This is a genomic window from Geoalkalibacter sp. (assembly GCF_030604225.1).
Classification (GTDB): Bacteria; Desulfobacterota; Desulfuromonadia; order Desulfuromonadales; family Geoalkalibacteraceae; genus Geoalkalibacter.
The window spans coordinates 1-14,638 of the sequence record NZ_JAUVWH010000083.1 but is presented as its reverse complement, the minus strand read 5'-3'; the positions used below and the strand labels follow the sequence as shown (position 1 = coordinate 14,638).

Below are 14,638 nucleotides of genomic sequence, written 5' to 3'. Positions count from 1 at the left end.
GTGCTGACCGCCGGATCCGGCAGCGCGGCCCTCGAATTGCTGCGCGACACCCCCGATGTGGGCGTGATCGTTTCCGACCAGCGCATGCCGGGGATGACCGGGGTCGAATTCCTCGGGAAGGCGCGGGAAATGGTTCCCGATGCCTTGCGCATCCTGCTGACGGGCTATGCCGACATGGAGGCCACGATCGCGGCGATCAACCAGGGCGGCGCCTACCGCTATCTGACCAAGCCCTGGGACGATCAGTCGCTGCTCATGACCCTGCGTGAGGCCGCCACCCAGTTTCGCCTGCGCCGGGAAAACGAGCGCCTGACCCAAATCGTCAATCGCCAAAACGAGGAACTGCGTCAGTGGAACACCCGGCTCAAGAGCCGGGTGCTGGAGCAGACCGCCGAAATTCGCAAGAAAAACGAAGAGCTGCGGGCGAAAAACAGCCGCCTCAAGGCTAATTACCGCGACACCATCGGCGCGTTGTCGGGGCTGCTGGAGATGCGCGCACCCCACATGCGCAACCATGCGCGCAATGTCTGTGCTCTCGCCATGGGGGTGGCGGCGGCCATGGACTTGCCTGAGGAGGAACGGGATGAATTGCAGGTGGCGGCCTTGCTGCATGACATCGGCGAGATCGGCACGCCCGATGCTTTGTTGCGCCGCCGCGCCGAGGATCTGCAAGGCGAGGAGCTGTTTACCTATCTGCAACACACGGTGCGCGGCCAGATGTCCATCGATGCCATCACCGACCTGCGCGGCGCCGGGGTGCTCATCCGCCATCATCATGAACATTACGACGGGGGCGGTTATCCCGACGGCCTGGTGGGCACGGCCATCCCCCTGGGCGCGCGCATCATCGCCTTGGCGGATTTCATCGATCGCAACCTGCCGCGCAACGACGATCGTGCCGCGGATCTGGTGCTGACGCTGCTGCAGCCCTATCTCGGCAGCCGTTTCGATACCAGCCTCTATCCCTATTTCGACAAGGTGGTGCGCGAGCACTACGGCCCGCCCGCCGATGCGGCAGGCATGGTGGCGCGCCTGGTGCAGCCCGCCGAACTCTATCGCGGCATGGTGCTCAACGACGATTTGTTCAGCAGTACCGGTCTGTTGTTGCTCGGCCGCAACGCGATTCTGGATGACGAAGCCATCGCCGCCATACACCGCTATCACGACCTGGATCCCTTTCGCCGGGGCATCGCGGTGTTGGTCAAGAGGTGAACGCGTGATCGAATTCAATCCGGCGGACAACAAAATGGTACTCAAGCTCGTTTATTACGGGCCCGCCCTCTCGGGCAAGACCACCAATCTGCTGCAGTTGCACGAACTGCTGGCGCCCGAGGGGCGCGGCGATCTGATGATGCTCGACACCCGCGACGACCGCACCATCTATTTCGATCTGTTGCCGTTTTTTCTCACCGCGCCCAGCGGATTGCGCATCAAGATCAAGGTTTACACGGTTCCGGGACAGGTTCGCCACGATTCGACCCGCAAAGCGGTTTTGCAGCGCGCCGACGGGGTGGCCTTCATCGCCGATTCGCAACTTTCCGAGACGGGCAACAACGTGGCGAGCTTTGAGAATCTTGAAAAAAACCTGGCCCTGGTGGGCCTCGATATCGCGAGCATCCCCCTGGTCATTCAGTTCAACAAGCGCGACCTGCCGCGCGTGGTCAGCGAGGCGGACATCGACCGAACCTGGCGGCCCACGGGCATTCCGATCCAGATGGCTTCGGCCGTCGCCGGCGCAGGGGTGCTGGAAACGTTTTCCATTCTGGCAGCCCGCACTTTCATGCAGTTGGACGAGAGATGGCGCCTTGAGCGCGACCACGGATTGTCCCAGGAAGATTTCTTGCGCCAGCTGTCGGTGCGGAATTGAAATCCAACAAAGGATTAGACCCATGTCCAACGTGGATTGCCTTGAATTTCTGGTCGGCGCGGAGAAGGAACTCCGCGATGTGCTGGCGGCCTCCGAAGTTGCGCCCTTGCTACACGCCGCGGTGACGGCCGGAGCGCACCGAGCGCTGGTGCAATCCGGTCGCGAGGTGTTATGGCAATGGCCTGAAGACCCTGTGGTCGCGACCGAATCGCCGACCTGCCTGATGAAGGCTCTGCCCCTGTGGCTCGAAGGTGAAGCGGTCGGCGAGGTTTGCGTTGAAGCGGATATGACCCACCCCGCCCACGATGCCCTGACGCGGATGTTGGCTGCGGCGCTCAACACCGCGATGAACGCCAATCTCAAGCGTATGCTGACCACTGAAATCCATACCCAGGTGGTGAATCAGTCCTACGAGGAGTTGCTCGCCGCCAACCGTGACTTGACAGCTTCGGAAGCCCGCTATCGGGAATTGGCGGAACATCTCGAGGTGCGGGTTCAGGAACGCACCGCCGAACTGGAACAGACTTGGGCCCGGCTGCTACGGCAGGAGAAAATGGCGGCGGTGGGCACCCTGGCCGCCGGCATGGCCCATGAAATCAACAACCCCTTGGGCTTTATTCTAAGCAATCTCAACACATTGCAGAAATACGTCGGACGTTTTGTCGATATGCTGGAATTTTTCAACCATCGCATCGGCGCCTGCCTGAGTGCCGATCTGCAAGATGCGGCACGAAACAAGTGGCGGGACTTGCGCATGGATTACCTGACCGAGGATGTCGCCGAACTTCTGCCCCAGTGCATTTCCGGAGCGCAGCGGGTCAAGCAGATCATCGCCGATCTGCGCGGCTTTGCGCATATCGACGTCGCCGAAACGGCGCCGGTGAAGATTGCCGAGGCTCTCGCGCGCACCCTGGCGGTGATGAAGGCGGAGATTCCCGCCGACGCGCGCATCGAGCAGCGCCTGGTAAATCTGCCGGAGCTTAAGGGAAACGGGGCGTTGCTGTGCCAGGCCTTCATGAATCTGATCCGTAATGCCGTCCAGGCGCGCCCCGAGGGGCTTGAACTCACCATTCGCGGAGAACGGTGCGCCGATGAGGTGTGCCTGGCGTTCCGCGACAATGGTCCCGGGGTGGCCGCGGACCTGCGTTCCAGAATCTTCGAACCCTTTTTTACCACCCGGGAGGTGGGGCAGGGCATCGGCCTGGGGTTGACGGTGGTTCACGAAGCCGCCCGCGCCTTCAGCGGCCGGGTCGAGGTCCATGACGCCCCCGGCGTGGGCGCCGAATTTGTGATGTATCTGAAGGCAGGGGAGGGTGGAGATGGCTAAATTCGCCGAGCTTTTTCGCACCATGGGCAATGAGCCGGCGTCCGTGCTCGCCAATCCCGACACGCCCGCCGATGGGGATTCCGGCGAGGAGCGCTTCACCCTGTTGCTGGTCGATGACGAACCCGGGGTGCTGCGCGCCTTGCAGCGTATCTTCATCGACGAAAACTACCGCATTCTGACCGCCGGCGATGCCCAGCGCGCCCTCGATCTGCTGGCGTCCCAACCCGTTCATCTGATCATCAGCGATCACCGCATGCCCGGCATGACCGGCGCCGAGCTGCTGCGCCAGGTCAAGGAGCGCTGGCCCCAAGTCATCCGCATCATGCTCACCGGCTACGCCGATGTGCAGTCGATCATGGGCGCGGTCAACGAAGGCGCGGTGTTTAAGTTCATCACCAAGCCCTGGAACGATGAAGATCTGCGCCTGACCGTCAGCCTTGGTCTGCAGCAGTACATGCTCATTCGGGAAAATCGGCGGTTGCGCGAATTGACGCGCAGCCAGCAGGAAAAGCTCAAAAGCAGCGCGTCGCTATTGAGCGAAAATCGGGGTATTCTCGGCACGATTCTCGAAAAAACGGGCCTGGTGCCGCGCAAGGCCTTCGAGCGTGCTCAAGGCGAGCGCCAGGAGGGCGAGTTCGTCACCGAAACCCTGGAACGGCTTGGCCTGGCCAAGGAGAACCAGATTGCCCGCGCGGTGCAGAAGCATCTCAACCTTGAACTGGTTGATATCAAGGAAATTGAGGTGCCGCGCGAGATCGCGCGGTTTCTGCCTCGGGATCTCTGTCTGCGCAACCGCATCCTGCCCCTGAGCCTGGAGGCAAATCGGCTGACCCTGGCCATGGCCGATCCTTCCGATTTCTACAAATGCGACCATATCGCCATGATGACCGGCCTCAAGGTGCGTAGCGTCGTCGCCCTGGGGTCCGAAATCGCCCGCCGTCTCACCGAGGTCTGGGAGGAGGGGGGAGACCTGACGGATGTTTTCGGCGACATTCCGGAAATCGAACCCATCGATGAGGTCGACATTATCATCGAGGACGACGACTCCGACATCAACGTGCAGGATTTGCTCAATTCGTCGGAGATCCCGCCCATTATCCGCATCGTCAACGCCATCATCTCCGAGGCGGTGCGCTACCGGGCGAGCGATATCCACATCGAGCCCAAAACGCGCTGCAGCGTGGTGCGTTACCGCATCGACGGCATTTTGCACAGCAAGATCAAAATTCCCGCCGATCTGCATCCGGCCACGGTATCGCGGGTGAAGATCATGGCGCGCCTCGACATCGCCGAGCGGCGCAAGCCCCAGGACGGCCGCATTACCGTGCGCACCGGAACCCGCCTGGTGGATATTCGCGTTTCGACCATGCCCACCATCAGCGGCGAAAAACTGGTCATGCGCATCCTTGACAAGAATGCCGCCATCCGCGACCTGGAGGAACTCGGTCTGCTGCCCGATGATTGCCGTCAGTTGCAGCGGGTGATCCGCAAGCCGCAAGGGATTTTCATCGCCACCGGTCCGACGGGCAGCGGCAAGACCACCCTGCTTTATTCGGTGCTCAAGGACATGATGCAGAGCACCAAGAATTTCGAAACCATCGAGGACCCCGTCGAGTATTTTCTCGAAGAGGCCAACCAGGTGTTCGTGCATGACCGCATCGGGCTGTCCTTCGCTTCGGTGTTGCGCTCCACCCTGCGTCAGGATCCCGATGTCATCCTGGTCGGTGAAATCCGTGATCTCGAAACCGCCGATGTGGCTTTCAAGGCGGCCCTCACCGGGCACATGGTCCTGACCACCCTGCACACCAACAATTCCATCGCCGGCATCACCCGCCTGATCGATCTGGGGATCAAGCCCTATCTGATTGCCTCGGCCCTGGAAGGCATCGTCGCGCAGCGGCTGGTGCGACGCATTTGTCCCCATTGCCGGGCTCCCGAGGATCCCGAGCCCGAAGCCCTGGAGCTGTTGCGCATCCCCAGCGCCTATCTCGCCGGACGCAACCTGCGCGGTCGTGGGTGCGCGCGTTGCAACAACACGGGCTATAGCGGGCGGGTCGGGGTCTTTGAGATTTTCACTATGAACGACGAGTTCCGCCACTTCATCTGCGAGAGCTATAAGGAAGGTGAATTGGTGGAAATGGCCCGAGCCGGCGGTATGCGCCTGCTGATGGATGACGGCATCGAAAAGGTGCGCCAGGGCGAAACGACCCTGGAGGAACTGCTGCGCGTGATCGGCCCGCAAATCCGCCATGAGCGCACCTGCCCCCATTGCCGACGCCGCATCGAGGCACGTTTTGCCTTCTGCCCGTTCTGTGGGCATTTTCGGCAGGAAATCTGCGCGACCTGCCGCATGCCGCAAGAAAGCGACTGGCTGGTATGCGCCTTCTGCGGGGAACGGCGCAAGGGGTCTAGTGGATCCGTTCCACACGCATTACATAATTCCGGGAGCATGCCATGAATAATCCGGTTCTGATCGTCGACGATGAAATCCAGGTGATTCAAGCCATTGAACGCGGCCTCTTCGACGAGGACATGACCATTTTGGGCGTGACCAGCGCCGAGGAGGCGGAGGTACTACTGGAACGTCATCCTTTCAAGGTCGTGATATCGGACCAGTGCATGCCCGGAATGGAGGGCAGCGAATTTCTAGGCCGGGTGAGTCTGCGCCACCCCGAAATCGTTCGCATCCTGCTGACCGGTCATGCGACCTTGCCTGCCATCATGGAGGCGGTCAACCGAGGCGAAATCTACCGTTTTTTCACCAAACCCTGGGATGACCTGGAGTTGCGCTTCGCCCTGCGATCCGCCATCGAAAAATACGACCTGGAAGCGCGGGTGCGACGGCTGATGACGGTTGCCCGCTGTCAGACCCTGCGCCTGCACCAACTGGAAAAGGAACACCCCGGCATGACCCGCCCACAGGATCACCAAGGGGTTTATGATTTCCTTGGGCTGGAAGATGAACAGATCGTCGAACTGCTGCGGGAACTCGACGTGGAAATTGGCGCAAGCCAGACATCACTGCCCGCGGCGATACTTAGAAAAGCCACGAAGTAACGAAGGAACCCGCATTTCATGACCATCACCGCATTCATCCAGTGGACGCCTGCCTACAGTGTTCGCAACACTGTCCTTGACCGCCAACATCAGTTTGTCATCGAGGTCATCAACGAACTTTACCAGGCCCGTCTGCATCGCCGAACGGCCCTGGAATTCAGAGCGATTTTTCAAAAATTGAGCCAGTACACCAGGACGCATCTGGCCTATGAGGAAAAATTCCTCGCCGACAACGGCTACCCCGAACAGGAGGCGCATGCACGGTTGCACCAGGCCATGAAAATCCGTATCCATGCCATCGAACAGCAGAATGAAACCGACGACGTGGACATTTCCCAGGAACTTTTTGACTTCCTCAAGGACTGGTGGTTGACTCATATCCTGGAAGAAGATATGAGGTACGCGAAGTATTTCGAGAACCGCTCAAGCTGAGCGGAACCCCAGAACCGGGAAAGCCATCATGAAAATCGTCTCCTTCAACGTCAACGGCCTGCGCTCGCGGCTGCATCAGCTTGCGGCGGTCATCGAGAAGCATCAACCGGATATCATCGGTTTGCAGGAAACCAAGGTGCAGGACGCGGATTTCCCCGTGGCGGACATCGAGGCCCTGGGCTACCAGGTGGTTTTCCACGGCCAGAAAACCCATTACGGGGTGGCGCTGTTGTCGCGGGAAAAGGCACGCGAAGTGCGCTTCGGCTTTCCCGACGATGGCGACGAGGCGCAGAAGCGTTTCATCAGCGGCCGGTTTTCCCTGTCCGGCGGCGATGTCTTGCAGGTCATCAACGGCTATTTTCCCCAGGGGGAAAACCGCGAACATCCCGTCAAGTTCCCCGGCAAGGAGCGCTTCTACGCCGATCTGCTTGCTTATCTGCGGGACCACTGCGATCCGGCCTTGCCCTTGGTGGTGATGGGGGATTTCAATGTCGCTCCGGTGGATAACGACATCGGCATCGGCGCGGAGAACGCCAAGCGCTGGCTGCGCACCGGCAAGACCAGCTTTCTCCCCGAGGAGCGCGAATGGTTCGGTGCCTTGCGGGTCTGGGGGCTGCACGACAGCTTTCGCGAACTGCATCCCGACATCGCCGATCGGTTCAGCTGGTTTGACTACCGCAGTCGCGGCTTCGAGGATGATCCCAAGCGCGGTCTGCGCATCGACCACATTCTCGTGACCGCGCCGCTGCTGGACGGCTGCCGGGAGGCGGGCATCGACTACGAGATCCGCGCCATGGACAAGCCTTCCGATCACTGTCCGGTGTGGGTCGATCTCAGCCTGGATTAGCCATGCCCGAAAAGCCCGTCTTTCCCTTGCGAATTTTTTTCGACGGCGCCTGCTCCGTCTGTTCGCGGGAGATTGAACACTATGCGCGCCTCGATCGCGATGGGCGGCTGATCCCCGTCGATATCAGCGCCGCGGATTTTGATCCCCAACCTTACGGCATCTCTCTCGACCGGTTCATGTACGAACTGCACGCCATCGACGCCGAAGGGCGGGTGTATCGCGGCGTCGAATCCTTCTGGGCCATCTGGCAGGCCTTTCCCAACTCGACGTTTTTTGGATTTTTGGGCAGAGCCGTCACCTTGCCCATCATCCAGCCCCTGGCGCGTCTGAGTTACCAGGTCTTCGCGCGTCTGCGGCCCTATCTGCCCAAGCGCAAGAGCGATTGCGCTTCGGGAACCTGCCGCATCGGCAAACCCAAATGAAAGGCACCGATCCGCCATGAGCAATTCGCGACTCGTCTATTCCTCCGACCAAGGACGCATCTGCCCGGCGTGCGGCAAGGCGCAAACTGCCTGCATCTGTGGCAAGCAATCCGGGCCACCCGCGGGCGACGGCATCGTGCGGGTGCAGCGCGAAAGCAAGGGCAGGGGCGGCAAAACCGTAACGGTCATTCGCGGTCTGGCGCTCGACGAGGACAAGCTCAAGGCCCTGGCGGGAGAATTGAAAAAACGCTGCGGCACGGGCGGCACGGTGCGGGAATGGACCATCGAAATCCAGGGTGATCATGCCGACCTGCTGGTCGCGGAATTGACCCGGCGCGGTTACAAGGCCAAACGGGCGGGGGGCTGAACCACGGGTATCTTGACAGGTTCCTTGCCGATTGAATTGACCACCGCGCCTTGGGGAAGATTCCGCACGGTGAAGCGAATTGCCGATGGAGGGGGCGACCTTATGAAATGGAACGAAATCTCTCCAGCGGTGCATTCCGCGCTGCGAGTCGCATTGAACTATCTGATTTTGTCGTTTCTATGGATTTATTTCAGCGACCGCCTCCTGGTCATTCTCGTGGATGATCCTGTCCACCTCACTTTCTGGCAGACCAAGAAAGGCTGGCTGTTTGTCGTCGGCAGTTCCCTGTTGATTTTTGAGTTGGTGCGGCGCGCCTTGCTCAGGGTTTACCATGCCCAGTCCAGCCTTCAGGACAGCGAGCGGCGCTATCGCGAGCTTTTTGAGTGCAACCCGCATCCCATGTTTGTTTATGACCAGAATAGCCGGACATTTCTCGCCGTGAATGATGCGGCGGTTGCGCATTATGGATATGCCCGAGACGAGTTCCTTGCCATGACGATCAACGACCTTCATTTCGGCGAGGATCTGCCGACGCCGATACGCCAAGCTCCTTGGGACCAGGGCTTGGCGGGAACCTGGAAACATCGGAAAAAGGACGGCAGCCTGATTGACGTGGATATCAGCTCCCATAGACTTGAATTTAACGGACACCCCGCCGAATTGGTCCTGGCCCACGATGTGACCGAGCGCCTGCGCGCCGAAACACAGATTCGCCAATGGAATGAAACCCTGGAGCGTCGCGTTCGGGAGCGCACCGCGCAACTGGAGGCCGCAAATCGCGAGTTGGAGGCCTTTTCCTATTCGGTATCTCACGATCTCAAAGCGCCGCTGCGCGGTGTCGAGGGATATATCCACTTGCTGAGCGAAGGCTATCAGAATCAGCTTGATGAAGAAGGCCGGCAATTACTTTCCAATGTTCGGCGCGGCGCCGCCATGATGCATGCTCTCATCGATGACCTGCTCACCTATTCAAGCCTGGATCGCCGCGCCATGCGGCGGGTACCGCTTGATCTGGCGCCTTGGTTGAATGAAGCCGCATCGGAATTTGCGCGCGAGGTTGAGGCCAAAGGGGGAGCGTTGCGCATTCACGTTCAGAGTCTGGTAGTGCAGGTAGACCCCGTCGCATTAGGGGTGGCGGTGCGCAACCTGCTGGACAACGCCTTCAAATTCAGCCGCAACGCCCTGCCGCCGATCATCGAGGTTGATGCACGCAGGGAAGCAGGTCGCGTCATCCTCTGGGTAAAGGACAACGGCGTTGGTTTCGATCAGCGCTTTCATGATCGTATTTTTGAGATTTTTCAGCGCTTGCATCGTTCGGAGGACTGTCAGGGGACAGGCATAGGGCTTGCCTTGGTGAAAAAAGTTACCCGGCGGATGGGTGGGCGCGTGTGGGCGCAAAGCGCTCCCGGCACGGGAGCCACCTTTTATCTGGAGCTGCCGGAATGACACCTTTGCGCATCCTCTATGTCGAAGACAATGCCTCCGACTCCGATCTGGTGCTGCGGTCATTCAGGCGCTTGGCCCCGGATTTTTGCGTCGAACTGGTCAAGACCCTCGCCGAGGCCTTTGAACTTCTGGAAGAGGATCCTTCGCGATTCGACCTGGTCCTTTCCGATCTGGGGTTGCCCGACGGCAGCGGTCTGGACATGGTGAATTATGTCCGTGAACGCAATCTTTCCCTGGCGGTGGTGATTCTGACCGGATCAGGAGATCAGCAGGCGGCCGTAGCGGTTCTCAAGGCCGGTGCCGATGATTACCTGGTGAAGAAAGGTGCCTTTGCGGAACGCTTGCCTTTGACCTTGCTGGCGGCTTTTGAACGCCATCAGGTCAACCGGGCGCGCCTCAACAAGCCCCTGCGGGTTCTTTATGCCGAGCCCAACGCCTTTGATGTCGATCTGACTCGGCGCTACTTTGCGCAAAATGCCCCCCACATCCGCATGGAGGTCGTCACCACCGGCATGACGGTGCTGGACATGTTGCCCTCGGCGGAGGAGGGCAAGCCGGCCTGCTGTGATGTGGTGCTGCTGGACTACCGACTGCCCGAAATCGACGCCCTCGACATTGTTAAAACCTTACGCCATGAGCGGGGCTTGGATATCCCCATCGTCCTTGTGACCGGGCACGGCAGTGAAGAAGTTGCGACCCAGGCGCTGCGGATGGGCGTTGATGAGTATCTGATCAAAAACGAAGGCTATCTCTACCAATTGCCGACCGTGCTGGAAAAAGCGCACAACCAGGCACAGTTGCGCCAAAGCGAAGCGCGCTATCACAGTCTGTTTGAAAACAACCATGCCATTATGTTGCTCATCGACCCCAAGGATGGCCAGATTGTCGATGCCAATCCGGCGGCCTGCGCCTTTTACGGCTACGGTCTTGAGGGGTTGCGCAACATGAAAATCTCCGACATCAACATTCTGCCTCTGGAAGAGATACGCAAGGTCATCAACCGGTGCCTAGCCATGGAGCAAAACCACTTTCATTTCCGCCATCGCATCACCGGCGGCGAGATCCGCGATATTGAATCGTTCATCGGACCCATCAAATTCTCTTCGCAACGACTTCTTTATGCCATTATCCATGACATTACCGATCGCATTCGTGCCGAGGAAGGGCTACGCCTGGCGCGCTTTTGCATTGATCAGGCCTCCATTGCCATTTTCCGCATCGATGAGGACGGTTTGATTCTGGAGGCCAACGACCAGGCCTGCGCAAGTCTCGGCTATGAGCGGAATGAGTTGTGTGGCATGGAAATTTTCGATATCGATCCGGATTTCGATCCGGTGCGTTGGCGGGAGCACCGCAAGACGGTTCGTAACAAAGGTTCAGGCACCATTGAAACCCGGCATCGCCGCAAGGACGGCACTATCTTTCCCGTAGAAGTGACGGTCAACTACCTGGATTATGAGGGGAAGGCTTTTTCTTATTCTTTCGCTCAGGACATTACCGAACGCAAGAAAGCGGAGGAGGAACTCAAGCGATTCAAGTTCTTGGTGGAAAACGCTGGTCAGGAAATCTATCTGATCAATCCCGATGGAAGTTTATTTTATGCCAACGACACGGCTGCCGAGAGTCTCGGCTACACGGTTGAAGAACTCATGGCCATCGGGATACCGGGGATCGATCCCGTGTATGGCCCCGAATACCTGGCGCATTTTGAAACGCTCAAAACCTCTGATATGCCTCGTTTCGAAACCGAGCATACGGCAAAGGACGGCCGAAAAATACCCAAGGAAATCAAGGCGGTTTATCTGCCCATGGGTGATCGGGAGTTTGTCTGTGCCTTTGCCCAGGACATCACCGAACGCAAGCGCTATGAAAAACAACTCGAATATTTGGCGACTCACGACGAATTGACCGGTTTGGCCAACCGTTCCTTGATGCATGACCGACTGACCCAGTCCCTCTACTACGCACAACGTTCGGGAAGGATGGTTGCGGTTCTTCTCCTTGACGTCGATCGCTTTAAGGTCATCAACGACAGCTTGGGACACGGCGTGGGCGATCAGTTACTTCAGGTGGTGGCACAGCGGCTGAAGGCATCCGTGAGAGAGGCCGACACGGTTGCGCGTCTGGGGGGGGATGAATTTGTCGTGTTGCTTGCTGAAATTGCCGAAGTCGACGATGTCGGATTGGTTGCCAATAAAATCCTTCAACAGCTTGCCGAGCCTCATGTGATCGCGGGCCGTGAAATCTTTCTGACCGCCAGTTGCGGTATCAGTCTCTACCCCAAGGACAGCGAGGATGGCGCGATCCTCGTGCGAAATGCCGATGTGGCTATGTATCGTGCAAAAAGAGAAGGCGGCAATTGCATTTCCATTTTTTCCCCGGAGATGAATGAACGCATTCTCGAAACCCTTGAGCTGGAAGGGGCGCTCAGACAGGCTCTTGAGCGTCAGGAATTTTTTCTGCACTACCAGCCCAAAGCTGATCTCTCCAACGGTCGCATCGTCGGATGTGAAGCGCTGGTACGCTGGCAGCATCCCCAGCGGGGACTGATTTCCCCAGGCGAGTTCATACCTCTGGCGGAAGAAACCGGGTTGATTGTGCCATTGGGAACCTGGGTTCTGCAGGAAGCTTGTCGCCAAGCCCAAGTCTGGCAAGCCGCAGGTTTGCCGACGGTCCAGGTGTCCGTCAATATCTCGGCCCGTCAATTCCGACAGGAAAATCTGCCGCAACTCGTCAAAAACATTCTGCGGCAAGCAGATGTCGATCCGCGAACGCTGATGCTCGAGCTGACCGAGAGCATCCTGATGAAGGATCCTGATGCGGCTGTGGAACTCATGACAACCCTGAAGAATCTCGGCATACGACTCTCCCTGGATGATTTTGGCACCGGCTATTCTAGTCTGGCGTATTTAAGTCGCTTTCCGTTTGATCAGGTAAAAATCGATCGCTCATTTGTCGATGGCATTGCGCATGATCCAGATTCCGCGACAATTGCCGTATCCATTATCGCACTGGCCCACCGCATGGGGCTCAAAGTCGTGGCGGAAGGGGTGGAAAACGAAGCCCAACTGGGGTATCTGCAAAGGCATGGGTGCGACGAGATCCAAGGTTTTCTGTTCAGCCGACCGGTCCCGGCGGAAGATTTTGCCGCGATGCTGCGCAATCATAAATCGCTGCCTTCCGCGCAGATCACCAGTGAAGGCGAGCCGAGAACCTTGCTTTTGGTGGATGATGAGCCGCATACGCTTTCGGCCTTGCGCCGGCTGCTGCTGGATGAAGACTACCGGATTTTGACCGCCTACAGTGCTCAGGAGGGGCTCGCGCTGCTCGCCCAAAATAAGGTCCATGTGATTTTGACGGATCAACGGATGCCGGGAATGACCGGAACGGAATTTCTTGGGCGTGTCAAGGCGCTGCATCCCGATACCGTGCGCATTATCCTTTCCGGATATGCCGACCTCGATACGGTGGTGCGCTCGGTGAACGAAGGCGCTCTCTACAAATTCCTCGGCAAGCCCTGGGATGATGATCAGCTGAGAGGACACATCCGCGAGGCCTTCAGATATTACGAAGCCATGATTCGGCCTCGGCAAAATCAATAGCCAAGCGCATTTTGCTCAGCGGAGCAACATGGCAGCCAGATTCACACCTTTTTTTATCCTCAAGGAGGCCCCCATGCCCATCATCACCATCGAAGGTCCAGCCATCCCCGACATGTCCGCGCGCCGCAAGCTGGCGGAAGAGTTGACCCAGGCGGCGGTCAGGGCTTACGGCCTGCCCGCGGAGAAAATGATCGTGGCCATCCGCGAGGTTTCACCCGAACAGGTGGCCGTGGGCGGGGTGCTCATCGCCGACCGTAAATAGCCGATATCTCATGCATTTCCGGCAGCGGCGAGCAGATTCAAGGCCTCGGCGGCAGGACGGGTCGTGTTTCGGAGGAAGTTTTCGGAAAAAACCTCGACGCGGTTGCGGCCCAGGCATTTGGCTCGGTACAGCGCCTGATCGGCTTCCGCGATGATCGTCTCCGCCGGGTGGGCGTGTTTCACGCAGCGGATGCCGATGCTGATGGTGACGCGCAATGTCGGCCAACTTGGAATGCTGACGCAGGCCACCTTTCCGCGGATGCGTTGGGCCACCCGCGCCGCGTCAACCAGATTGGCGCCGGGCATGATGACGGAGAATTCCTCCCCGCCGAGACGACACAGGGTGTCGGATTTGCGCAGGCCGCCACGCAGGATCTCGGACAGGGCGAGAAGCACGGCATCGCCGGCCTGATGGCCGAAGCTGTCGTTGACTTTCTTGAAGTGATCCAGATCCAGCATGAGCAGCGAAAACTTCTCTCCCGTCCGGTTCATTCGCGAAATTTCCGCTTCCAGCGCCTGAAGAAAGAGTCGCCGGTTGCCCAGGCCGGTGAGGGGATCGGTCATGGCCTGCCGGGCGAGCTCATCCTTGGCGCGGCGCAAGGCCAGGAGGTTTTGTTTCACGAGCAGATGCCGCCGAATGCGCGCCGCCGCCTCGCCGCTGGACATGTTGAAGGTCAAGCAGTCATCGGCGCCGGAGTTGAGCCCGAGGATCCGGGTTTGCTCATCATCCTCCCCGGTGAACAGAAACACGGGGATATCACTGAGATCCGATTGCTTCTGAAAAAGGCGCAGCCAGCGAAATTCGCTTTTCGCGGGATGATCCGCCGCGTAAAAGACGGCCGCGACCTCCTGGTTTTTGATGCGATGCAAAGCCTCCCGCTGGGAGGATGCCTCCAAATTGCCCTCGAACAGCCCCGTCGGCCGCAGGATGCTGGAAATGGCCTGACGCTGCTGAGCCGATTCGCCGAGAATCAAACTGGTCGCCGTTGCCATGGTGTTGGTGCCCTTTC

The 14,638-nt window shown here is 59.0% G+C and carries 13 protein-coding genes; 12 read left to right on the top strand and 1 reads right to left on the bottom strand.

Annotated features, from left to right (window positions below; genetic code table 11):
* The 12 genes from QAT43_RS10020 to dmpI all read left to right on the top strand — a co-directional run.
* Positions 1-1,212: HD domain-containing phosphohydrolase (locus tag QAT43_RS10020; RefSeq protein ID WP_305042929.1), on the top strand; the 1,212-nt coding region annotated here is incomplete at its 5' end.
* A 4-nt stretch (positions 1,213-1,216) separates the two neighbouring features.
* Positions 1,217-1,867 carry a GTP-binding protein gene (locus QAT43_RS10015; protein WP_305042928.1) on the top strand — a complete coding sequence of 217 codons (651 nt, stop codon included), beginning with the start codon at positions 1,217-1,219 and terminating at the stop codon, positions 1,865-1,867.
* Between the two features lie 22 nt (positions 1,868-1,889).
* Positions 1,890-3,194 (top strand): sensor histidine kinase, encoded by a 1,305-nt coding sequence (locus QAT43_RS10010; protein WP_305042927.1) that lies wholly within the window; start codon positions 1,890-1,892, stop codon positions 3,192-3,194.
* Positions 3,187-5,652, top strand: coding sequence for an ATPase, T2SS/T4P/T4SS family (locus QAT43_RS10005; protein ID WP_305042926.1), 2,466 nt, complete (start codon positions 3,187-3,189; stop codon positions 5,650-5,652). Before QAT43_RS10010 ends, QAT43_RS10005 begins: the two co-directional genes overlap by 8 nt.
* Positions 5,649-6,251 (top strand): response regulator, encoded by a 603-nt coding sequence (locus QAT43_RS10000; RefSeq protein WP_305042925.1) that lies wholly within the window; start codon positions 5,649-5,651, stop codon positions 6,249-6,251. Before QAT43_RS10005 ends, QAT43_RS10000 begins: the two co-directional genes overlap by 4 nt.
* 18 nt (positions 6,252-6,269) lie before the next feature.
* Positions 6,270-6,683, top strand: coding sequence for a bacteriohemerythrin (locus QAT43_RS09995; protein WP_305042924.1), 414 nt, complete (start codon positions 6,270-6,272; stop codon positions 6,681-6,683).
* Positions 6,684-6,711: 28 nt separating this feature from the next.
* On the top strand, positions 6,712-7,530 hold the full coding sequence (xthA, locus tag QAT43_RS09990) for an exodeoxyribonuclease III (RefSeq protein WP_305042923.1): 819 nt from the start codon (positions 6,712-6,714) through the stop codon (positions 7,528-7,530).
* 2 nt (positions 7,531-7,532) lie between these two features.
* The gene (locus tag QAT43_RS09985; protein WP_305042922.1) at positions 7,533-7,952 is read left to right on the top strand and encodes a thiol-disulfide oxidoreductase DCC family protein; all 420 of its coding nucleotides are present in this window, start codon (positions 7,533-7,535) and stop codon (positions 7,950-7,952) included.
* 16 nt (positions 7,953-7,968) lie between these two features.
* Positions 7,969-8,319, top strand: coding sequence for a translation initiation factor Sui1 (locus tag QAT43_RS09980; protein ID WP_305042921.1), 351 nt, complete (start codon positions 7,969-7,971; stop codon positions 8,317-8,319).
* A gap of 102 nt (positions 8,320-8,421) precedes the next feature.
* Entirely contained in the window at positions 8,422-9,765 is a 1,344-nt protein-coding gene (locus QAT43_RS09975; protein WP_305042920.1) for a sensor histidine kinase, read from the top strand.
* Positions 9,762-13,367 (top strand): EAL domain-containing protein, encoded by a 3,606-nt coding sequence (locus QAT43_RS09970; RefSeq protein WP_305042919.1) that lies wholly within the window; start codon positions 9,762-9,764, stop codon positions 13,365-13,367. The genes QAT43_RS09975 and QAT43_RS09970 overlap by 4 nt, the downstream gene beginning before the upstream one ends.
* 73 nt (positions 13,368-13,440) lie before the next feature.
* Positions 13,441-13,629 carry a 4-oxalocrotonate tautomerase DmpI gene (dmpI, locus tag QAT43_RS09965; RefSeq protein WP_305042918.1) on the top strand — a complete coding sequence of 63 codons (189 nt, stop codon included), beginning with the start codon at positions 13,441-13,443 and terminating at the stop codon, positions 13,627-13,629.
* 8 nt (positions 13,630-13,637) lie between these two features.
* Here the strand turns inward: dmpI and QAT43_RS09960 are convergent.
* Positions 13,638-14,638, bottom strand: a 1,001-nt coding sequence (locus QAT43_RS09960; RefSeq protein WP_305042917.1) for a GGDEF domain-containing protein, incomplete at its 5' end; no start/stop codon positions are given.

Excerpts from the sequence above, each read along its gene's own strand:
- QAT43_RS09995 (WP_305042924.1), top strand. The coding sequence starts at position 6,270 with ATGACCATCACCGCATTCATCCAGTGGACGCCTGCCTACAGTGTTCGC.
- dmpI (WP_305042918.1), top strand. The coding sequence starts at position 13,441 with ATGCCCATCATCACCATCGAAGGTCCAGCCATCCCCGACATGTCCGCG.
- QAT43_RS09970 (WP_305042919.1), top strand. The coding sequence starts at position 9,762 with ATGACACCTTTGCGCATCCTCTATGTCGAAGACAATGCCTCCGACTCC.
- QAT43_RS09985 (WP_305042922.1), top strand. The coding sequence starts at position 7,533 with ATGCCCGAAAAGCCCGTCTTTCCCTTGCGAATTTTTTTCGACGGCGCC.
- QAT43_RS10005 (WP_305042926.1), top strand. The coding sequence starts at position 3,187 with ATGGCTAAATTCGCCGAGCTTTTTCGCACCATGGGCAATGAGCCGGCG.
- QAT43_RS10000 (WP_305042925.1), top strand. The coding sequence starts at position 5,649 with ATGAATAATCCGGTTCTGATCGTCGACGATGAAATCCAGGTGATTCAA.
- QAT43_RS10010 (WP_305042927.1), top strand. The coding sequence starts at position 1,890 with ATGTCCAACGTGGATTGCCTTGAATTTCTGGTCGGCGCGGAGAAGGAA.
- QAT43_RS09975 (WP_305042920.1), top strand. The coding sequence starts at position 8,422 with ATGAAATGGAACGAAATCTCTCCAGCGGTGCATTCCGCGCTGCGAGTC.
- xthA (WP_305042923.1), top strand. The coding sequence starts at position 6,712 with ATGAAAATCGTCTCCTTCAACGTCAACGGCCTGCGCTCGCGGCTGCAT.
- QAT43_RS09980 (WP_305042921.1), top strand. The coding sequence starts at position 7,969 with ATGAGCAATTCGCGACTCGTCTATTCCTCCGACCAAGGACGCATCTGC.